Annotated in this window: 22 protein-coding genes and 1 pseudogene; 2 read left to right on the top strand and 21 right to left on the bottom strand. The window is 48.1% G+C overall.

Translation table 11 applies throughout. The features are described from left to right. The coding region (locus TJ79_RS07350; protein WP_040949628.1) for a topoisomerase C-terminal repeat-containing protein at positions 1 to 275 on the top strand (275 nt) is incomplete at its 5' end. Between the two features lie 113 nt (positions 276 to 388). On the opposite strand, the gene TJ79_RS28650 is transcribed toward TJ79_RS07350, so the two are convergent. The 21 genes and pseudogenes from TJ79_RS28650 to TJ79_RS07245 all read right to left on the bottom strand — a co-directional run bounded on the left by TJ79_RS28650 (position 389) and on the right by TJ79_RS07245 (position 17,987). Next, positions 389 to 655, bottom strand: a complete 267-nt coding sequence (locus TJ79_RS28650) for a YcxB family protein (RefSeq protein WP_420319377.1) — start codon at positions 653 to 655, stop codon at positions 389 to 391. A gap of 507 nt (positions 656 to 1,162) precedes the next feature. After that, positions 1,163 to 1,513 carry a hypothetical protein gene (locus tag TJ79_RS07340; protein ID WP_040949626.1) on the bottom strand — a complete coding sequence of 117 codons (351 nt, stop codon included), beginning with the start codon at positions 1,511 to 1,513 and terminating at the stop codon, positions 1,163 to 1,165. A 42-nt stretch (positions 1,514 to 1,555) separates the two neighbouring features. Then, positions 1,556 to 2,533, bottom strand: coding sequence for a hypothetical protein (locus tag TJ79_RS07335; RefSeq protein ID WP_040949625.1), 978 nt, complete (start codon positions 2,531 to 2,533; stop codon positions 1,556 to 1,558). A gap of 118 nt (positions 2,534 to 2,651) precedes the next feature. Next, on the bottom strand, positions 2,652 to 2,972 hold the full coding sequence (locus TJ79_RS07330; protein ID WP_052339367.1) for a DUF7716 domain-containing protein: 321 nt from the start codon (positions 2,970 to 2,972) through the stop codon (positions 2,652 to 2,654). A 90-nt stretch (positions 2,973 to 3,062) separates the two neighbouring features. Beyond that, the gene (locus TJ79_RS07325) at positions 3,063 to 3,554 is read right to left on the bottom strand and encodes an SMI1/KNR4 family protein (protein ID WP_238322866.1); all 492 of its coding nucleotides are present in this window, start codon (positions 3,552 to 3,554) and stop codon (positions 3,063 to 3,065) included. Next, positions 3,532 to 4,092, bottom strand: coding sequence for an SMI1/KNR4 family protein (locus TJ79_RS07320; RefSeq protein ID WP_420319376.1), 561 nt, complete (start codon positions 4,090 to 4,092; stop codon positions 3,532 to 3,534). Before TJ79_RS07320 ends, TJ79_RS07325 begins: the two co-directional genes overlap by 23 nt. 97 nt (positions 4,093 to 4,189) lie before the next feature. Further along, entirely contained in the window at positions 4,190 to 4,651 is a 462-nt protein-coding gene (locus TJ79_RS07315; protein ID WP_040949622.1) for a DUF6630 family protein, read from the bottom strand. A 21-nt stretch (positions 4,652 to 4,672) separates the two neighbouring features. Continuing rightward, a complete protein-coding gene (locus TJ79_RS07310) occupies positions 4,673 to 5,650 on the bottom strand; it encodes a hypothetical protein (RefSeq protein WP_040949621.1) in 978 nt (325 codons plus the stop codon). Positions 5,651 to 5,768: 118 nt separating this feature from the next. Continuing rightward, a complete protein-coding gene (locus TJ79_RS07305) occupies positions 5,769 to 5,990 on the bottom strand; it encodes a hypothetical protein (protein WP_040949620.1) in 222 nt (73 codons plus the stop codon). Next, the gene (locus TJ79_RS07300; protein ID WP_052339366.1) at positions 5,987 to 6,340 is read right to left on the bottom strand and encodes an SMI1/KNR4 family protein; all 354 of its coding nucleotides are present in this window, start codon (positions 6,338 to 6,340) and stop codon (positions 5,987 to 5,989) included. The genes TJ79_RS07305 and TJ79_RS07300 overlap by 4 nt, the downstream gene beginning before the upstream one ends. A 53-nt stretch (positions 6,341 to 6,393) precedes the next feature. After that, entirely contained in the window at positions 6,394 to 6,846 is a 453-nt protein-coding gene (locus TJ79_RS07295; RefSeq protein ID WP_040949619.1) for a hypothetical protein, read from the bottom strand. A 57-nt stretch (positions 6,847 to 6,903) separates the two neighbouring features. After that, positions 6,904 to 7,440 carry a cupin domain-containing protein gene (locus TJ79_RS07290; RefSeq protein ID WP_052339365.1) on the bottom strand — a complete coding sequence of 179 codons (537 nt, stop codon included), beginning with the start codon at positions 7,438 to 7,440 and terminating at the stop codon, positions 6,904 to 6,906. Between the two features lie 162 nt (positions 7,441 to 7,602). Next, the gene (locus tag TJ79_RS07285) at positions 7,603 to 8,748 is read right to left on the bottom strand and encodes a metallophosphoesterase (protein WP_040949618.1); all 1,146 of its coding nucleotides are present in this window, start codon (positions 8,746 to 8,748) and stop codon (positions 7,603 to 7,605) included. Between the two features lie 177 nt (positions 8,749 to 8,925). Next, a complete protein-coding gene (locus TJ79_RS07280; RefSeq protein ID WP_040949617.1) occupies positions 8,926 to 9,378 on the bottom strand; it encodes a chemotaxis protein CheX in 453 nt (150 codons plus the stop codon). A 192-nt stretch (positions 9,379 to 9,570) separates the two neighbouring features. Continuing rightward, positions 9,571 to 11,217: a glycoside hydrolase family 3 protein gene (locus TJ79_RS07275; protein WP_040949616.1), complete on the bottom strand. Its 1,647-nt coding sequence runs from the start codon at positions 11,215 to 11,217 to the stop codon at positions 9,571 to 9,573. Beyond that, positions 11,210 to 12,895: a response regulator gene (locus TJ79_RS07270; protein ID WP_052339364.1), complete on the bottom strand. Its 1,686-nt coding sequence runs from the start codon at positions 12,893 to 12,895 to the stop codon at positions 11,210 to 11,212. The genes TJ79_RS07275 and TJ79_RS07270 overlap by 8 nt, the downstream gene beginning before the upstream one ends. 238 nt (positions 12,896 to 13,133) lie before the next feature. Next, complete coding sequence (locus TJ79_RS07265) at positions 13,134 to 14,015, bottom strand: inositol monophosphatase family protein (RefSeq protein ID WP_238322864.1); 882 nt, start codon at positions 14,013 to 14,015, stop codon at positions 13,134 to 13,136. A gap of 98 nt (positions 14,016 to 14,113) precedes the next feature. Further along, positions 14,114 to 15,078, bottom strand: a pseudogene (gene uvsE / locus TJ79_RS07260) (UV DNA damage repair endonuclease UvsE). 166 nt (positions 15,079 to 15,244) lie between these two features. Then, complete coding sequence (locus TJ79_RS07255; protein ID WP_040949614.1) at positions 15,245 to 15,565, bottom strand: hypothetical protein; 321 nt, start codon at positions 15,563 to 15,565, stop codon at positions 15,245 to 15,247. Positions 15,566 to 15,681: 116 nt separating this feature from the next. Further along, the gene (locus tag TJ79_RS07250; protein WP_040949613.1) at positions 15,682 to 16,860 is read right to left on the bottom strand and encodes a D-alanine--D-alanine ligase; all 1,179 of its coding nucleotides are present in this window, start codon (positions 16,858 to 16,860) and stop codon (positions 15,682 to 15,684) included. 74 nt (positions 16,861 to 16,934) lie between these two features. Beyond that, positions 16,935 to 17,987 (bottom strand): amidase domain-containing protein, encoded by a 1,053-nt coding sequence (locus TJ79_RS07245; RefSeq protein WP_040949612.1) that lies wholly within the window; start codon positions 17,985 to 17,987, stop codon positions 16,935 to 16,937. Between the two features lie 270 nt (positions 17,988 to 18,257). Here TJ79_RS07245 and acnA point away from each other — a divergent pair, with 270 nt between their 5' ends. Further along, positions 18,258 to 20,969: an aconitate hydratase AcnA gene (gene acnA / locus TJ79_RS07240; protein WP_040949611.1), complete on the top strand. Its 2,712-nt coding sequence runs from the start codon at positions 18,258 to 18,260 to the stop codon at positions 20,967 to 20,969. The last annotated feature ends 163 nt before the right edge of the window (positions 20,970 to 21,132 follow it).

Genomic DNA, 21,132 nt, shown 5'->3' with positions numbered 1-21,132 from the left:
CAGCCGGCGTCGGCGCCTGCCCGCGCCCGGGCTGCGGCGGCCGCATCTTCATGGGCCGCAAGGGCTACGGCTGCAGCAACTACAAGACCGGCTGCGGCTTCGTGATTTGGAAAGAAAGCTTCGGTAAGGAGCTATCCGACAGCATGATCAAAGCCTTAATCGAAAAAGGCAAAACCGGCAAGTTGAAGTTCAAAAGCCAAACAGATGAACCTTTCGAGGCGAGGCTCGTGCTGAAAAACACCGTCACCGGCGCATTGGAGCTGGAACGAAACTAACCTTTCCCCAACTGTCCCCCTCTTCGCTTACACCAATAACGGCCCAACAGATAGCCGCAAAGGCTCCCTGCCGGGCCGTTTTATATTCCGGAAACCCTATTCCATTGTCTCTCTCATTTCGACATAAATTGAATGATCCCGATTACCACCAAAAAGATCAACAGATAGAAAAAAATAGAAGGCAGGACGTTCCTCTTTTGCTGTGGAACTTTCGAGACAACCAACCGGATCAAGGTGTCCCTATCTGCATTCGACATGGATGCCAGTGGAATCAAATGCGCGGAATTGGCCGATACGAACAGGGAGAGTCCGTTTTTTGTAATGACGTACTTTTTAATATCAGCCCAGTTTATTTTTTGATTGGTCGACGCGGACTCCATTCGAAAATCATCGTCGGTGAACCGGTAGGTCTTCTCTTCACTCACAAATTTATTGTTGCTTGTCTTCTTGGAATTAAGCAGCAAAGCGATTATGAAAAGCAAATAAAACAACACCAAAGCCCACGCCATAGGCGGAATCTCGGAAACATTGCCGATAGTGATACTGTATCCGACAAAGCAGAACGAGAGGAGAAACAGCAGAGTGAATATTCCAAAAACTCCTCTCTTATACAAAAAAGAGAACTGGTAATTCCTGATGTCCTTACTTGTTAATCGTACGACAACCGCTAGTTCATTGCTGCTCATCATACTTTCCCTCATCATTTCCTCGATATTTTTTTACAATAAGCCTTTCCACTTCTCGGCCACAGTAGCTTCGCCATAATAATAGTCAACACGATCCCTGGCTTGATACCTGGGATATAATGTTATCAGTTTATGGTGAACCTCCAAACCTATCCGACCATAATCGGCTTTGCCCATCATCACTACCTTAAATGCAGAAATTCAGTTCTCATCTTCACCGTACATCAAATCATCTAACCTTTTATTTTGTTTCTGTATTTCGCTAAACCTATTGAATCTATTCAGTAGATAGTCCATTGGAACCTCGCTATTCTTATCTACTTGGTCTTCAAAAAGCTTTAGTCGCGCTCCTAATTTATCTAGCTCGTCAATTAGCAGCTTCAACTTTTTATCCTCCGCTTCATCTCTGAATAAAATACACTTCATTATTGGAGTGCCAGCGTTAATGCTGCTTCTTATTTCAGAAAAGCTTTGGTTCGTATTTTTCTTTATTATGGGAAGGTATTTTATCAAATTATCGTCTTGCTCTACCAATACTAGTATTGTTGACATCCCATCACCATCCTTAAAACCTGTTTTCACAACTCGTACATATTATTGAAATAGCTCATCTTCATACTTATTCGGAGCATAGTCCGGATAATTTTTGCGATAAAAATTAACGATCTGCTCAAGATTAGGATCACTAACCGGATAAGGTTCGGGATCTTCAAACACCACATTCGCCTCCGGTGTATTCATCAATAACTCGTTAAATTGATTGGGAACTGGCAACCCTTGCTTTTTCCTAACATGAAGAAGGAACAATATTTCATAAGGATAAAATCCATACCTGTAATCGCCGAATTCAATAGATTTCCCTAGCTCCGAGGCCCGCTCAGAATGATAAATGATCATCTTGCTTATCAATGCTGCTATCTCTTCCTCATCCGGTGTTGTCCATCGTTCAAGGACTTCCCCATAAATATCAAGATCCTCAGGAATCAGATCGTTTTCGACTTCGCATTCCATAAATTCCTCACTGACAGTAACATAAACATCCTCATTGATTCCCAGAATGGTTTTATTTCTAAATCGCAGGTAGAGCTCCAGCAGGAACCAGGTATGCTTATTCCAATCATTCGCCGAAATAGAGGCCTCATCCAAATGATCAGCAATAAAGTCAAATAATACTCTTTCCTCCTTCTCCCACCCGTACATCGTGAAATGGATTAAGGTTGCGATGATCTCTTTAAATGTATAATCTACCATCATATCGGGATAACGAACCTTGTAAAGCTCCTGAGACACGCACTGATAAAACAAGGTGATTTGCATCTGTTTTAATCCGTCAATCCCCTGCCCTCCGTTGACCAACACATCTTCTTTCCATTTCGACAGGTAATAGGAGAAAATCGCTCCCAAATCTAGCAACAAGATATGATCCTTATCCACGTTATTCGATTCAACAATATCAATAATTTCACTTTTAATCTCTTCATATTCCATTTTGCTCTGTGCGAATATGGCTCCGTCGGCAAAGTTTTTATTGTATTTTTTATACGCCGTCGTTAGTTTATTGCGATTCAGCATTATTACCTCCATAAAAAATTAGTTTATTCCTTTGCTCCAATCCTTCTGCCCAAACTTCAAATGTGAAATTATTCACTATCATAAGCATTGTTTACACCAAAGTACAAAGACGATTCATTTATTTCATTACGATAAAAGCGTCATGATCATAGTAATATAAAAAGGCTTCCATTAATTCTTCATCTGTACATTTAACCTTTTGCAAAAAGGCATTTTTAACTATTCCTTTTATCGTTTGAATGTCTAACGCATACATTAAATTATTTTTCCTTGCAAATTCGGGTACTTCATCACTGTCATCCTCTACATCATCGGGATCAAGTATAGAACCTCTTGTATCTAAATCCCACGTCTCATCTTCAGGAAGAAATAATGCATCTGACCACTCGAATTGTTCAATATTATTCAGTATTTTTCTCAACGTAATAAGATTCTCCACTTTTTCTCCCCTCAGCCATAACGCACTCCCCTTTAGGAGAATGCTAAATTATGGTCTTAAAAGTCGTTTATTACAAATTTTTAGAAAATATTACTCCGCTTTATACAGTGATTGCAAGAATTCTGTAAAGCTAGCCGCTGTTAATCTAATTAGCTCCTTGATTAAGCCTTTGTCTTCTTCCAAATGGCTTAAATCACAAAAATACACCCTTCCTGTTTCTTCTCCGCTAACAGCTAAACAAATAATGTTATTTCTCGGGTCTCTACCTATAGGTAAAAAATTTGGTGGAACTACATTATTATGAGTGTATTTTTGATACGAACCTTCAAGATTATGCTCTTCTTTTTTGTTGAGTGGAAAAAAAAGCATGATCGAAGAAATTACCACCTTATCCAAAGTTTTAAATCTTCTCAAAACGCTTTTACCACCATTGCTAAATTTCAAAAAATCCTTATAGTCCTTGGGTAAGGCAAGGTGATTTTTTGTTTCAAAGGCGACTAATTCCTGTTCTGTAACCGGTTCAAATGAAAATTCAAATTCAGGATTCATATATTCACCACTATTCTGTAGAATATAACCCATCTAATAATTCTGTAAATGTACGACAAACAGGAATTATTGCCTCATCCCCAGTTTCCTCATGATCATAAAATATGATTTCAGGCGATAGGTTACTAGAGCGATAATCAAAGCATAATAAATTCCCAAAGGGATCCCTAGCAATAGGAACAAGTCCTTCAATTGAAGATTCCTCTGCAAAATCATAGAACATCATGATATTTAAATTCTTATTCGTAAAGCTTAATAAATTATTAAATACTCCCTGTTCGCCATCAACCATGTTGAAGCAATTTGGTTCTGGATAACCCCCATTATTCAACTTAACACACCTTTTGTAATCATCTGGAAATTTTATCCCGAAATTATTCTCAACTACGGTTATTATCGTTTCGTCATGTAGTTCCTCAGAAAAAGACCAACCTTTTATCCCCATATTGTCACCTCCAATATCTTCCCTTTTTTTATTGCCAGAGTCCTGATGATTTGTAACTAAATCCCACGTCTCATCTTCAGGAAGAAATAATGCATCTGACCACTCAAACTGTTCAATATTATTCAGTATTTTCTCTGGGTTCTATATCCTTCCTATCTTTTGTAAGATACCTTCATCCCTCAATAAAAGTCCACGATGGACCATACCCCAACAAAGTCTAATCTTACACCTCAGAATAGTACTTTATGCATCTTTCTCCGGGTGGTATTAACTCGTTATCAAGCAGTTCAGTTTCGAGTAATTTCGCTTTGTTCTCTAATTTGGAGATGAACAGTATGTAATAATCACCTACCGATGGGCAAGCGAATAAACCGTATCCCTTATGTGTTAATAGTTTGTTAGTTTCTCGGATCTTATCCGGTAGGAATTCATATTCATATTCCCCCAATCCTTCCAGTTCATCTTGTGATGCTAGTTCAATTTGACGCGCAAACTCATAATCTAAAATAAAGTTCACTATCTCATTGTCTTCCTCACCCTTGTAGTCCAGGGACAGAAATCTTCCGGTAGACAATCCATACTTCAGCAGACACTCATAAAGGTTTGGATTGTCACAATCCTCTAAAATGGCTTCTACATCGTCTCTGTCTTCAAATAGAACATCCACGATTCCTTCATTCAACATGCAAATGTCCTCCGTTATACGTTATTGAAAAAGTTCATCTCCGTACTGATTTGGGACATATTCAGGATAATTCTTGCGATAGAATTGATCGATGATCTCCATCAACGGGTCTCTCTCAGGATAAGATTCCGGATCCTCATGCACCATCCTGGCTTCCGGTGTATTCATCAGCAGTTCCTTAAAATGTTCTGGAACCGGCAACCCTTGCTTTTTCCTTACATGGATCAGAAACAATATTTCATACGGATAAAATCCATACCTGTAATCACCAAATTCAACGGAGTTTCCTAGTTCTAAAACCCGTTCAGAATGATAAATTATCATTTTATCTATCAATGCTGTGATCTCTTCCTCCTCTGAAGTTGACCAACGGTCCAGCACTTCTTCATAGATGTCCAGATCATCAGGTATTAGGTCGTTTTCGACCTCTCGTTCCATAAGCTCTTCACCTACAGCAATATACACGTCTTGGTTAGTTCCCAGAATCTTTTTATTTCGATATCGCAGATAGAGCTCCATGAGGAACCAAGTGTGCCTATTCGAATTATTGGCTGATATGGAATTCTCCCCTATGTGATCTGCAATAAAGTTATATAGAATACTCTCCTCTTTTTCCCATCCGTACATTGTGAAATGTACTAAGCTTGAGACTATGTCCTTAAAGGTATAGCTCACCATCATACGCGGATAACGAATTTTATAAAGATCTTGCGACATACACTGATAAAATAAGGAGATTTGCAGTTGCTTTAAACCGTCTATTGAATTGTTACCATTGATCAATACATCCTTTTTCCATATTAAATGGTAATGTGCGAAAATCGATCCTATCCTTATTAATAAGATGTGATCTTTCTCTTTTTCATTTGCTTCTATGATGTTTTCTATTACATTCTTCAATCCTTCGTATTTCGTTATACTATTTTCAAACATGCTCTCATCTTGAAAATTCTTGATATACTTTTTATAAGCCAGATCGATTTTTTTTTGATTTATCATGATTTCCTCTCCAACTGTTTGTTCCAACCTTTTAATTTCAATTCATCCTTTTAACTGACGGGTTAAAAGTGAGAAAAACATAACTGATTTGGATAAAGACCATCTGCAAGGTTAAATCTCATTCCTTGTCCTTCTTCTTACTTCTTCTTACTTTTTCTTTCTTTTTCTTTCTTTTTCTTTCTTTTTCTTTAGCTTCTAACTCTGCTCTTGCGGCTAACATATTAGCTATGAAGTCAGCATTCATTCTTTCTCTTACAATTTTCAATTCTACTTTTTGTTCTTCTTCTACCTGTTCAGCTTCAAAACTAATTATAAAATCAAGGAAACTCTCTGAAATCAAAAAAACATTATCCCAATAATCATCCAAACTAACATTTCTATATTTTTTTCATTTAACATTGCTCTAGCAGTCAATTCATTTTCATGATACCAAAAATAGATTTTCTCATTACGGCCATCCTTGACACCAATACAAATCAGATTTCCTTTACCATCATCCGCAATGGGTATTAAAGAACTAGGAATCCTGTCATAGTACTGTTTAATTTTATTTCCAATATCATCCATGCTCCCATCAAAACCAAAAAAAGAATCAAAAACATTAAAACCATTCTTATCTGTATAAGGCGATGCTTCTATTGATTTATAAATGATATCTTGTTCAAATTTTGAATCCCCATATTTAAGCACAAATTGTAGATCGCTGGAAATAAAATATTAGAAGCCAATGGCGGTAAAATTGATTATGATAAAGCTTTAAACTCATGTTTAAAATCCCCGTAAATTAATAACGCCTCTGCAAGTATTTCTCTTAATTCATTATAATTTCGAAAGATTGGTTTCTTTATTTTGTCATTCTCTTGAGCGTCCAACTGTTCTTTTATTATTCCCCACGTACCACCAATTAGAAGATTCGTATTCTTCCATGCTGACCAAATAAACTCCAATGCACCATATTTCAAGGAAATAGTAAATTGAAACTTATCTTCCGATACGATTTCAATCAATCTGAAAAATTTTTCTTTTTTATCGAAACGAAATGAATATCCTAATTGATTTAAAATTCCTAATACGAGATTAGCATCATAATTTTCAAAACTATCCTTGTAGTCAAATTGATATTTTTCAGATAAACCTTTATATCTTTTAATAAAATCGATATTCTTAAATACTTCTTTCACATTTGGCTCAAGCACAGTATCCCCCCAAAAAACTTAACTCTACTCCATGTCTTTGGCACGACAACCGTTAGTTCATTGCTGCTCATTCTTCTTCTCCCCGTCATGGCCCCGCGATAGTTTCAAAGCTTCCCATTTCTCGGCTACGGAAGCTTCGCCGTCATAATAGTCAACCCGATCGCCGCCCTGAAAAACATCATCCTGCGACGGCAAAATTTTGATCTTTCCGGAATCCGGATATTCGGCGACATCAAGTTCAGGAAGACTGGCCAAATCCAGATATACACACGGTTGATCCGTGTGATTGAACAGCTGGTGAGCGCCGGTCTGGCCCATCTCAAAAAAGACGACGTCTCCTTTCGCGATCTCCTTGACTCCTTCCGGTGTCCGCAGGAGGGAGCTGCCTTCCAGTATGACGAACATCTCCTCTGCGTTGCGGTGAAAATGATAAGGGTAAGAGTACTTGCCTGGATCCAAGGAGCGGATTTGAAATTGCATGTGCTTCGCGTTCACTTGCTCCGCCAAATTTTCGCTGGTGTGCCATGAAAATTCTGGAATCGGAGATTGCCTTAGCTTGTACGATACGGACTCTGCATTGAAAATCGTTGCCATTTTATCCACTCCATTGTCGGTTTAAAATTTTCAAAATTATACCACACATTCAAAGTATCATCTGTAAAATGCAACCAAAAAAGCTGACGGCGGAGTTCCTCCCCAACCGTCAGCTTTTCCTTTATCTTCTACAGGCCGCCTCAATCGCAGTGGCCCTACTGCTTACCCCTCAAAACGAATATTCAACTGGATGATTTCCGAACGGCTGGCAAGACGGATGGGCGGTCCCCATGTGCCGTAGCCGGAGGAGACGATGACATGCATCTTGTCCTTTAGCAAATACCCCCAGTCCAACTCAAACAATCGGCGGGTTACCCAATGGTTCGGGGCAAACTGCCCCCTGTGGGTATGCCCGCACAAGAGAATATCAGCCCCTGCAGCGGCAGCCTTGTCGAATTCATACGGCTGGTGATCCATCAGGATAATGGGAACCCGTTTATCCAGTCCCGCCAGCAGCTCCTCTACGCTGACTCTGCCTGTGGAATCTGCCGTTTCCGCCGTCTTGTCCTTTCTTCCCGCAACATAAAAGACATCCTCCACCAGCACCGTTTCGTCCATCAAAACCGGAATGCCGATCTCGGCCATCTTTTCTACGTACTCTTCCAGACTTCCACCGTAGTACTCATGGTTGCCCAGCACCGCGTACACTCCCAAAGGGGACTGCAAACCCTGCAGCACCTCAGACATCCGGTTGCGGACAAACGGTTCGATATCATCATCAATTACATCGCCGGCGAAAAGAATGAGGTCCGGTTCCATGGCGTTCATCTCCCGCACCAATCGCCCCAAATAGCGCCTTCCTACCAGATTCCCAAGGTGAAGGTCCGATGCCACGGCGACGCGCAGTTCCTTCCGGCCTCCCGCCCATTTGTCCAGCTTGATTTCATGGGTACGGACAATGGGCGACCATGCATTGCGGGAACCCCAAGCCATAAGCAGCACAAGCAGGATGAATACCGTCCAACCGACGCTGAGCAATAAAGAATCTCCATGGTAACCGGCCAGCTTGGCGATCCAAACAACAAGATCCGCGATCACCAGCAAAATGAGGGCGAACTCAATCAATCCGAAATAAACGGCCCCAACAACCTTCAGCAGCCTCCGCAAAGGTCCCGGAATCAATTTGACTCGTCCCAATAGATAGGCAACTGCAATAATGGCAAATACAATCCAATACCCGATCCCCGGATGGAACCATCCCGCATTGTCCAACAGCCAGGCTCCATGCCAGCCGATATAAGCATTAAGGCCAACATAGAGTAGCAATACAACAGCAGTGATTGCAATAAATCGCGGTTTTAGTTTCAAGAATGACGCGTCTCCTTATGAACCGTATTTTATTAGTGCAAATTATACCGCAGCTGACAGAGCGCCAAAACTTAAGCCGCCCCTTTGCCAATCCCCTCCCTAATGTAAAATGAAAGAGAGCCTCTCGGCTCTCTTTATGTCTTGTTCTGATTCGTTAAACTATGCTGCTGAAGCGGATCAAGCGACTACGTAAATATCGAAATCGCCATAACTATGCAAGGTCAAAGGGATCGTTAACGCTTTGAACGGATTGCCCTGCATGCCCGCCCGTTCCATAAAAGCCGGAGGCGTTATATCTACGGCAATTCCATCATTATAAAGCAGTGTGCTTGCATTTCCGCTGATCATATTTGCGAGCTCGGAAATAGCGCTGCGGCTCAACTCGTCAAACTCCGTGAGGGTAAAGCCCCCCATCATTGCCGATGCAATTTTCAATGCGACTCCTTCGGGAAAACCAAACACGATGTCTCCCGTCAGCCCGCCAACGATGCCAATCTTCAGCCACACGTAATCGTTTCGGAGATCGATATTCTTGATCTTCAACTCGCCTAAAATCGGCTTGACCTGAATCAAAGATTCAATCACGCTGCAGGAAGAAGTAAGAAAAGGGTTAATATAGGCTGCCTGCATGAGCCACACGCCTCTCTACCGTACGCATTATACCGTTTCTGGATAGTTCCCCAGTCCCGTTATAACCTAAAGTATAAAGGAGGGTTAGGCAATTAGCAATGAACAATTAGATGATTTTGCCAAAATCCAGCACAAAACGTCTATTTACGTGGCACCCGACTAAGGCCAAGCCGGAACTTAATAACCAGACGGTTAAGATAAACTCCAACCGAAGGGGTAGTCCGGTGACAAGGTGACCGGCAACTTTCCCTTGGCTTGAATACGGCCGGTCAACACTTCCGCCAGCGCCTTCATAACCACGGGGCGGTTTTCATAGGCGGCTATATAGGTTTTGACTTGCGGGAATCCGGTCAGATCAAAGGGATTACGTCCTGCACATACTGTCAGTTTCAAGCCCGGAAGCTCTCCCAGCCTGTACACAAGCTCCCTTTGTCCTGGGTAAAAAGCTTCATTGTAAGTGACAACGATGGCCTGATGATACCCGGAAGCGAGTCTGCAAGCCATTTCGATCTCCTCACGCGACATGTTGATGTCCATGTAGATTTCTTCGACTTGCAATCCGCAGCCCTTTAGTGCATCTCCCAATGTTCCCGCACGTTCTTCCTGTTCGTCAACTTCCGTTCCGGTCCGTACCTCGGTCCAAACCACAAGAACCGGTTCATCGGCACACAGAGGCAGCTGTCCCTCATCTTTGACCAATGTAACGCTTTCCCGGCTTAATCGTTCTGCCAGCTGTCGATGTTCCTCATGACAAAACGGCAGGCCTGTTCCGCTTCCAACCGATACGGCTGTGCCGCTAGCAGCGGCAACCTCATCCTCCTCTAGAGCCAAAATCCCTCTCCGCTTCTTCAGTTCCAAAATCCGCGCAACCGAGGCATCGATCCGCGCTTCCGTCAACCGGCCGCTTTCCACCGCCTTCAGCACCGCATTCACGGCAGCCGTTTGCCGGTCCAGGCGATGGCTGACCATAACCAAATCGGCTCCCGCCTCAATCGCCCGGATTGCGCCTTCCTCCACCCCAATGGATGCGGCAATGGCATCCATCTCCAGACAATCGGTGATGATGAGTCCGTCGTATCCGAGGCGTTCCCGCAACAGTCCGGTTAATATTTTTCGGGAAATGGTAGCGGTATGCCCATCCGGTTCGAAAGCCGGGAACAGCACATGGGACGTCATGATGACATCCGTCCCCGCTGCGATCGCCTTTATGAAAGGAAACAGTTCTACGTCAAAGAGTCGCTTTTCTCCATAGGGAACAACGGGAATGGAATGATGGGAATCATCGGCTGTATCTCCGTGACCGGGAAAATGCTTGACAGTAGCGGATATGCCCGCTTCTTGGTATCCCCGCACGGCCGCGCAGCCCATTTCAGCTACAAGCTCAGGGCTTTCTCCATAGGAACGGACGCCAATGACTGGATTTAACGGATTGTTGTTCACATCGAGGCAAGGAGCGAAGTTCATATTGACCCCGATGCTGCGCAGCTCGTCACCGGAGGCTTTTGCCGCCGCATATACCCCTTCCGCATTCCGGGTCGCGCCAAGCGCCATGCTGCCGGGGAAAGCCGTCATCCCCTTATCAATCCGCGCCACCATGCCCCCTTCCTGGTCGACCCCGATAAACAGCGGTATCGTTCCGGCGTCCCGCGCCGTTTGCTGCAAAGCGGCGGAAAGCCGGCCGACCTGCTCCGCATTTTCTACATTTCGCCGGAAATAAATGATGCCCCCCACCTGCAAATCCTTCACCAAACGCTCCGATTCCGGTCCTTCTACGCGATCCGGGAAGCCGCAAATAAACAGCTGCCCGACTTTTTCACGCAAGGTCATGGAACTAAACATTCCCCTTCTCCTCCTCCGCGCACTCCGCCGCCACGTACCGTTCTCTGAATTCCGTGGGCGACACCCCCGCATACTTGGCAAATACTTTCGTAAAATACCTTCGTTCCAGATACCCGGTCATCTTCCCGATCTGGGTGACGCTGTTGTCTGTTTTTAGCAGCAGGGATTTGGCCAACTCCATCCGTTCCCGGGTCAAATATTCGATAAAGGTCTCACCAAAATGGTTTTTAAACAGCATGCTGAAATAGCTGTAGCTAATCCCCAGCCGGTCGGCGATCTCGTCGATGCTGAGGTCGTTCGCCAAATTGCGGCGGATATAATCCTCGGCCGACAGCATGAGCATTTCCGTGGACTTCCGGCTCAAAGCCCGCTGCATCCCGTCATCCGACAAGGTGTTGATCAGGTTCATCAGCCCGACGATGCCGCCGCTTTTCTCCAGGCGCTCCCAATAGCTCTGTTCATTCTCCACCGCTAGCATGCCGCTTTCCCGCATCTCTCGCAGCAAGTGCAGTACCAGATAATGCAGGATCTGCTCCGCGCGCACCAGAGACTGCTCCGACAGCGCCAACATATCGCGGTTCAAATGATCCAAAGAGTCTTTCATTAGCGTCTGGTTCCGCTGCTTTAAGCCGGAAACGATTTCTTCCACCCAGCCCCACCAGCGGGCTTCCGCACCGCTTCGTTCCATTTGCCCGGCGGGAACGATCATGAGGGAATCCCGGTTGTGCCGGGTCATGGTCAAATGCCGCTGAATCCGGCCGTAAGCATCCGGCAAGCTATGATACGCCACTTTATCCGGCAGCAATGCGCAGCGCAGCTCCAGCTTGACCCATTGGCGGACTTTGATCTGCATTTCCTCCAGCCACCGTTTGTCCCTTTCCAGCGTCATGGAAGCGGCCGTCCCGTCATCATGACCTGCCACGGGTCCGCTTTCTTCCACCAGGATGCAAAACTCCCCTTCCCGGGGTTGCAGAACCGCGTGGCGTACTCCCTTTTCCTCCATCACTTCCTGCAAAACATTGCGCACCGCAAAATTCCACAGCTTTCGTTCCTTCTCGTTCCAGGACCTGATCTTACTGGAGTAATCGTCCATATCCAGGAGCATGACGGTAAAAGACAGCTCCGACAGCTCCACTCCGCCATCCTCAAGGAAAGCTCCCTGAGGCGTAGGCGATCCCAAAAGCACATCCAGCAGCGCCTTCTCGTAGGCCATGCGGACCACTTGGCTCCACATGCGTTCCTCCGACTCCTGGAGAATCCGCCTCTCGCGGATTTCCAGAGCAACGCGGGACACGGTCTTTTCCAGTTCCTCGTAATTGATCGGTTTCAGCAAATAATCCTTCACCGCATACTGAATGCCGGAGCGCATGTATTCGAAGTCCTGATAGCCGGTTAGCATAATAATTTCGCATGGAATTGCCCTTGCTCGAAGCTCCTCCAGCAGAGCCACGCCGTCCATAACAGGCATGCGGATATCCGTGAGGACAAGGTCAGGAAGCTTTAGCTCCGCCATCTCCAGTGCTTGCTTGCCGTTACGCGCCAAGCCGACGATGTCGATGCCCATCTGTTCCCACGGGATGATCTGGCTGAGATTATGCAAAATATGCGGTTCATCGTCCACTAACAGCGCTTTCAGCTTTTGGCCGGAACATGTGCCGGGATTGTGTACCAACGTCAACGGGAATCATCCCTTTCTTTCCCCATCAAGTTCTACCCTTATTATAAAAGAGCGGAAGTCGGGCATCAGGTGCTCATTTATCCAGATGAGGGGTAAAATTCTCTAAAATTCACCCATCGTTCTGTATGCATTATACTCGAACTCAGCGCCTCAGCAGTATCCTTTTGGAAAACAAAAAAACCAACCGTCCGGTTCGCAAAAAGGCGAAACATAACGATTGGCTTCTTTTTGTTTTGTACTAGAGACCGGTGGCGTCCGCTTGCTGCAGTGTGTCCACCAGTTCGCCATGAATTTTGCCATTAGTCGCAAGCACATTGCGCACTTTCAAAGTGTAAGGATTCCCAGCGGTATCGGTAACGGAGCCGCCTGATTCCTGGATTAGCAGCGTGCCTGCTGCCAAGTCCCAAGAGTTGAGGCCGATTTCCCAAAAACCGCTCAGCCGTCCGGCTGCAATATAGGCCATATGCAGCGCTGCGGAGCCGCCGTTGCGCACATTGCGCACTTTTGGCACGACTGCTGCCAGTCCCCGCATGTTGATGGGGAGGGCCTTTTCCCGATCCGCGGGAAAACCGGTGGCCAGCAGGCTTTCGGACAGCTTCGCGTCTGCCGAAACGCTCATCCGCTTGCCGTGGAGATAGGCGCCTTTGCCTTTTTCAGCAACGAACAGCTCATCCCGGTTAGGATCATACACCACCCCGATAACCGGCTCTCCCTTGTAGGCCAAAGCTATTGATATCGAAAAGAACGGAAATTGATGAACAAAATTGGTCGTCCCGTCAATGGGATCGACAATCCACAAATACTCGGCGCCGCTTGCATCCTCCAGCGCCTTGGCGGAAGCCAGCGGGCCTGGCTCCACACCTTCCTCCCCTAAAAAAGAATGGGTCGGGAAGTGCGTGAGGATCAGACTGCGAATCAGCTTCTCCGAGCCTTTATCGATCTCCGTAACGAGATCCGATTCGGAATATTTCAGGTCCAACTTGGTATAAGCGCCTATTTTCGTTTTAATCCATTCGCCTGCTTTAGCCGCTGTGTTGACGGCGACTGCCGTGAAGCTTTTGCCGCTGGGCGAAAACGGAACATTCGGTTCTTCTGCCAAAGCAATCACTCTTTTCAGCACTTTTAGGTCAAGTATAGTTCAATCCAGCCAGCGAAACTACAGATGTTTCCCCAAAAATCATCGTCACTTCGTACAAAGGGATTTTTTACAACGGCCTTTCATACCTCGATGGACGCTTGATTGACTGGTTTCACACCCGGTTTGCCCGAAAGATCCTTCATCAGTTGAAACAAAGCTTTGTCCTTTCGCTTTTCGCTTCAATCATCACATCAAGTGCCGGTGTTTCCGGCGCGATAATCTTCAGAATCGTAAGTAGCGGCTCCGGGTCCACATAATCCGCATGGGCCTTCGGCATGCTCGCGCTCTTCGGGCTGGACGCGTGAATCTTCGGCGGAATCCCCGCCGCATCCCATGTTTCGCGAATTCGCAGCCATAACTCGGGAATTTGCTCTCCGTTTCCCGGGTTAACCTGATGATGATGGATATCCAAAACCATCGGAACGCCGACTTTTTCGCAGGTTTCCAAAGTTTCCAGTGCGGTATAAGTTTTATCATCGTTTTCTAACGTCAGACGGCTGAGGATCGCCGGGTCCAACTTCCCGCAGCGCTCGCAGAATCGGTGAAGCGCCGTCATTTTATCCCCGTAAGTACCTCCGATATGAATGTTGCATTTCGCCCGCTCATCTAGTCCCATAGCCGCCAGCATCCCCGATTGATGTCGTAAATCCCGCAGCGAGTATTGGTATACCTCGTCCCGCGGCGACGTCAACACCGTGAAATGATCCGGATGCAGGCTTGTCCGCATTCCATGCTGCTGCACATAGTCGCCTACTTCGGCAAAAGCCGGCGCAAGAACCGCCATCGGGTTCCAACCGGCGGTGATCTCGTGAGTCGCGAGCGGTATAAGCCGGGAAGAAAAGCGAAACACCTGGATATCGTGAGCACTATTGTGCCGGAGCAGCCTCATGCAATTATGTAAGTTTTCCTCTGCCAACCGCTCAAGTCTTCGCAAAGCCGCCTCGCGGTCCGCCAGTTGACTAAAGCGGGTAGCGGTCATCGTTTTCGAGGGCGAAGCGTTGGGGAGCAGAGCGGACATGGCCACATAGCCGAACCGGACGATCAAAGGAGTTCCTCCCGCGGGCCATTCCTCACTGGCTGCGGCTGAATGCCGCCCCGGAGATCAGGCTCATCTTAGGTGAAAAACAGGTTGGGCAACGAAGCCCATTTTACCTGTATTCCCCGGGTGGGATGGAACTATTCTCGATCCGAGTGCGGCTAACCTGTAAACTTTAGCCTTGATGATCCCGGAAAAACATTTCGTAGGCGAGAGCCGTTTGCACAGCGGATTCCTCTTCCGTTAAAGGACGGACCAGGTCCATCTCCACCGAAGTAATTTCCTTGCCTTGAAAATTGATTTCGGCTACGGAAGCCGAAATATGAACGATCGCCACCGCCTTGTTATCAGGGGTATAAGCGATCACCTTCTGTCCGGTGGGATAGATGCGAAATCCGGACTTGACCATTTTCCCTTTTCCATACTCCATCAGATCATCCAGTTCCCGTTGGGACTTGAACTTGCATACCGAATTGAATTCCGTCGCAAAACCCATACTATCGCTCCTTCGCTTATTATAAACCCCGCCATATAAAGCCGACGCCGTTAAATGCTGGCAACATCCGGGGTTATACGCGGGGTCCGTTTTACGTTTTCACAAATCCCTATGGTTCAGTTCGGTTCAAAAGAAAACTGCAGCTTCATCTTCTCCTTATGCCGTTCCAGAGCCAACTCAATCAGCTCGTCAAGCAGTTGGGCATAGGGCTTGCCCGTTTCCCTCCATAAGAGCGGATACATGCTGTATGGGGTGAAGCCAGGCATCGTATTGACTTCATTGATGTAGATCGCCCCATCTTTGCGGTCAAGGAAAAAATCGACCCGGGACAAACCGGACCCATCTATGGCGATAAAAGCACGAACGGCCATTTCGCGGATTTTCTCTGCCGTTTCCGCAGGCAGATCAGCCGGGATGACCATCGTCGATTTGCCATCCACATACTTGGAGGAATAATCATAGAAATTGCCTGTTGTCACGATTTCGCCAGGGACGGATGCTTGGGGATCGTCGTTGCCCAATACCGCCACCTCAATCTCGCGGCCATCCACGCCCTCTTCGACGATAATTTTGCGGTCATAACGGAATGCCAGTTTGACGGCTTCAATCAGCTCTTCCCGATTTTCCGCCTTGGAAATGCCGACGCTGGACCCCAGGTTGGCTGGTTTCACAAAGCATGGATAGCCGAGGGAAATCTCGATTTCCATCAAGAAGAAGGCTTGATCCCGCTCCCACTGGCTTCTCGTAAAGTGGCGGAACAGACATTGCGGTAAGCCCTCCTGGGCAAAAATCTTCTTCATCATGACCTTGTCCATGCCTACCGCCGAAGCGAGAACGCCGCAGCCCACATAAGGGATGCCGGCCATTTCAAACAGGCCTTGAATCGTTCCGTCTTCGCCGAATGTACCGTGCAAGAGAGGCAGCATGACGTCAAGCGTCCGCTCGTCCGAGCCGGCTCCGGCAAACACGGAGGCGATGGGAAGCTCTTTTCCCGCAGGCTCCAGTTGTGTCACTTTGATTTCCGTTCCCATTCCGACTGCTTCCGCCAGCGTCTCCGTTTTAGCGTTGCCCTCTTCAATATAAGAAGACTGGAAAGTCAGCTCCTTAACGCTGCTTACCGGCCCGAGAAGCACCGGTCCCGAACTCCAAATCCCTTGTCTGTCGATGTAGAATGGGTGAATTTCGTATTTTTTGTGATCGAACGCTTTAATGACGGCCAGCGCCGTCTGCAGAGAAACGTCGTGTTCTCCCGACCTTCCTCCGTACACAAGACCAACCCGTATTTTCCTCGTCATGGAAACCTCCTGGTAAGGACTAAGTACTTGAAATGCTCATCTGGCTGAATGAAGGAAATTATCATTTCATTTCTTTAGAAGGAATCATGAATATGAAAAAAAGCATACTTCGTATTTGGGGTCCATGCGTATGAATCCCGATAGTCCCAGTATCTGTGCTTGCTGCTGACGGTATGGGCATTGACCAGCGGCATGCCGTCAGCCGTACGGTCCGTTACGAACGTACTGTGCCCGTAGCGCCCGCCATCCCAACTGTACGCGATGACATCTCCCGGAGCCAGATCTTTAGGGGACTCGACTCGGTCCGCACGAAGGCCGCCTTTCAACTCGCTTCCGGACAGAAACCGCCGTAAACTGTCGGCAACCGCCCAACTGAAGCTCCAAAGCTCCTCTTTGCTGTTTTGACCATGATACCACCAGCCCGATTCTCTTTTACCAGTATAGTTCATCGGCGCTCCGCCTGCAAAGATACATTGAGATACATAGTTGGTGCAATCGACTTCAAAGTGGAGAAACGCCGGGTTGAACGTTTCCCACCAGCGGTCGGCATATTGAGCAGCCTTCTGCCGGTCGTACACGATAGCCCGTTGTTCCAATCCGTACCCAGGGGTAATAACTTGCCCATTCAGGTAGGGTGTACCTACAGGGGTCAGAGGTGATACTGAAGGAGAGAGGCCCGCAGGGATGTATTCAGATGGTTTTCCCCTGCCATTCGCAGATGAATGACCTGTACCAGCCGGAACCAAGCCGGACTCGGAGATATCGGGTGAGATGCTTTCAACGCGCCAGCCGCCTTTTTTACGGGACAAAACGAGCTGTTCGCTTTCGATACGTTCCTCCGTATGCGTCCGACCCGCGGCCCGATATACCCATCGCTGCGATAAGCGGATGTCGGCCACTACTTCATCCTCCAACGCCCGGTTGCGTGCAATGGCAAGACGAGATTCCCGGCGCAGCGTCTCCACTCCCCGTTCTCTGCGATGGGCGCCGATCCGCCTTAGCCTGTCATTTTGGACATCCAAGTAACCTTCATCAAATACTAGTGCCGCCAGCGGCTGGAGATCCCCATCCGCCTCCATCCGATTCCGATTGTAGGCGTACTCATAGAGAAGCGTTTTCCAATCCATTGCCACACCCTCCATTCATCCTTTATACCGCTGATAGCCATCAAGATAGATATATGACTCGGATGCCCGGGAATGAACGGCTTTCTCTTCTTATAGATACACAATGGCTTTTCGGGCCGGAATTGTGTATTTTGCAGTTTACGGATGGAGGAAAAGCCGCTATACTAAAAACAAGGAAAAATATGAAATCAAGTTTCACACAATGAAACCTTTTGAAGAATGAGGATCATTTCTTTGGAAGGGGTTAATTCGTAAGAGGAGGCCGGATAGATGGCAAGAAAAGATCATTTCAATGTCAAAAGCTCCCTGCAGGTCGGCAATCAGGACTACGTCTATTACAGTCTGCAAAAGCTGGAGGAGCGGGGTCTCGGACAAATCGAGCGGCTGCCCTTCTCCATCAAGGTGCTGCTGGAAGCGGCCGTGCGCCAGTTTGACGGCAGAGCCATCACCAATGAACACGTGAAGCAAATCGCTTCATGGGCCGAGGACCGGGATGCCAACAAGGAAATCCCCTTCATTCCAGCCCGGATCGTGCTGCAGGATTTCACCGGCGTACCCGTCGTCGTGGACTTGGCCGCTATGCGCGCCACGATGAAGCGGATGGGCGGTGATCCGAAGCGGATCAACCCCCTCGTCCCCGTCGATCTGGTCATCGACCATTCGGTCATGGTTGACCAATTCGGCACGAAGGAAGCTCTCGCCTACAACGAAGCCATTGAGTTTGAGCGCAACGAGGAACGCTACCGCTTCCTGCGCTGGGCGCAAACCGCTTTCGATAACTTCCGTGCCGTTCCGCCGGATACGGGTATTGTCCACCAAGTGAATCTGGAATACTTGGCAAGTGTCGCGGCAACGAAGAAGGTCGACGGCGAAATCGAAGTCTATCCCGATTCCCTCGTAGGCACGGACTCCCATACCACCATGATCAACGGTCTCGGCATCGTCGGCTGGGGCGTAGGCGGCATTGAGGCGGAAGCCGGCATGTTGGGCCAGCCGCTCTATTTCGTAACCCCGGACGTCATCGGCTTCAAACTCACCGGCAGCTTGGCGGAAGGCTCCACCGCCACCGACCTGGCGCTGACCATCACGCAAATCCTACGTAAAAAAGGCGTCGTCGGCAAATTCGTCGAATTCTACGGCCCCGGCCTCGACAACATCAGCCTGGCCGACCGGACGACCGTCGCCAACATGGCGCCAGAGTATGGCGCGACCATCGGCTTTTTCCCGGTGGACGACACCACCCTCAAATACTTGCACACCACGGGCCGCAGCGACGAGCAAGTGGCTCTTGTGGAAGCCTACTATAAAGCCCAGGGAATGTTCCGCACGGCGGAAACGCCAGACCCGGTATTCACCGATAAGCTCGAACTGGATCTCTCCACCGTCGTTCCCAGCCTGGCCGGTCCGAAGCGTCCCCAAGACCGCATCGAACTGACCAACATGAAGGAAGCCTTCGGGTCCATCGTCCGCACCCCTGTAGACAAAGGCGGATATGGCCTGACGGAAGAGAAAATCGAAGAAGAAGTGACGGTTAATCATCCTCATGGCGTCGCTAGCATTATGAAAGCCGGCGCTGTCGTTATCGCCGCCATCACCAGCTGTACCAACACCTCCAACCCCAGCGTTATGTTGGGCGCCGGACTGGTCGCGAAGAAAGCCGTGGAAAAAGGGCTGGTTAAGCCCCACTATGTAAAGAGCAGCCTGACTCCCGGCTCCCTGGTCGTTACCGAGTATCTGAAGAAAGCCGGTCTTCTGCCCTATCTCGAAGAGCTTGGCTTCAACGTTGCCGGTTACGGTTGCGCCACCTGTATCGGCAATAGTGGACCGCTGCCGGATGAAGTCGGTGCCGCCATCGCCGAGAACGACATGACCGTTGCTGCCGTACTCAGCGGAAACCGCAACTTTGAGGGCCGTATCCATGCCCAAATCAAAGCCAATTACCTGGCGTCTCCGCCGCTGGTCGTCGCTTACGCCTTGGCCGGCACGGTGAACATCGACCTGATCAACGAACCTATCGGCTACGGGAAGGACAACGAGCCGGTTTACCTGAAGGATATCTGGCCTTCCAGCCAGGAAATCGCCGAAACAATCCGCACCTCGGTCAGCTCGGCCATGTATCATGAAAAATACAAAGACGTGTTCAATGCCAACAAGCGCTGGAACGAGCTGGAGGTTCCTACAGGTGACCTGTACGAATGGGATGAAACCTCTACCTACATCCAGGAGCCGCCTTTCTTCAAGGATCTTGCACCGGAAGCCGGCGACATCACCTCTTTCTCTGGCGCCAAGATTTTGGCTCAACTTGGCGACTCCGTCACCACAGACCATATCTCCCCTGCCGGCAATATCAAAGCTGACAGCCCGGCCGGTCTGTACTTGCAAGAGCACGGCGTCGAGCGCAAGGACTTCAACTCCTACGGCTCTCGCCGCGGCAACCATGAAGTCATGATGCGCGGTACCTTCGCCAACATCCGTATCCGTAACGCGGTGGCACCCGGCACCGAAGGCGGTGTGACCACTTACCTGCCGACGGACACGGTGATGTCGATTTACGACGCATCCATGAAGTATCAGGAGCACGGCACCCCGCTCCTCGTTCTCGCCGGCAAGGAATACGGCACCGGCAGCTCCCGTGACTGGGCCGCTAAAGGTACCTTCCTCTTGGGCGTCAAAGCCGTCATCGCCGAGAGCTACGAGCGGATTCACCGCTCGAATTTGGTGGGCATGGGCGTACTGCCCCTGCAGTTCCCCGAAGGCTTCGGCTGGAAGACCCTGGGCTTAACCGGCACGGAAACCTATGAAATTTCCGGCGTCGACAATGCTATCCAGCCAGGACAAAAAGTGCGCGTCACCGCCACCCGCGCCGACGGCACCAGCTTCGACTTCGAAGCCATCGTCCGTCTGGACAGCATGGTGGAAGTGGACTACTACCGCAACGGCGGCATTTTGCAGACCGTGCTGCGGCAGATCCTCGAAGGCTGATTCCATCAGGCGCACAGTGCGCAAGTGAAATCAGGCTTTTCCAAAGATCAGAAATGCCATACAAGCAAAACAGGAGAAGTTCCGCAATCGGGAACCCTCCTGTTTTTTTACTGTCCGCTTCTTTTTTACAACTCTATAATAAAAAAGTGGTTTCCTGTGAAAA

The organism is Gorillibacterium massiliense (genome assembly GCF_000455485.1).
In the GTDB taxonomy this organism is placed as follows: Bacteria; Bacillota; Bacilli; order Paenibacillales; family NBRC-103111; genus Gorillibacterium; species Gorillibacterium massiliense.
Note: the sequence above shows the minus strand (reverse complement) of the source record. Positions and strands in the feature narration are given on the sequence as shown.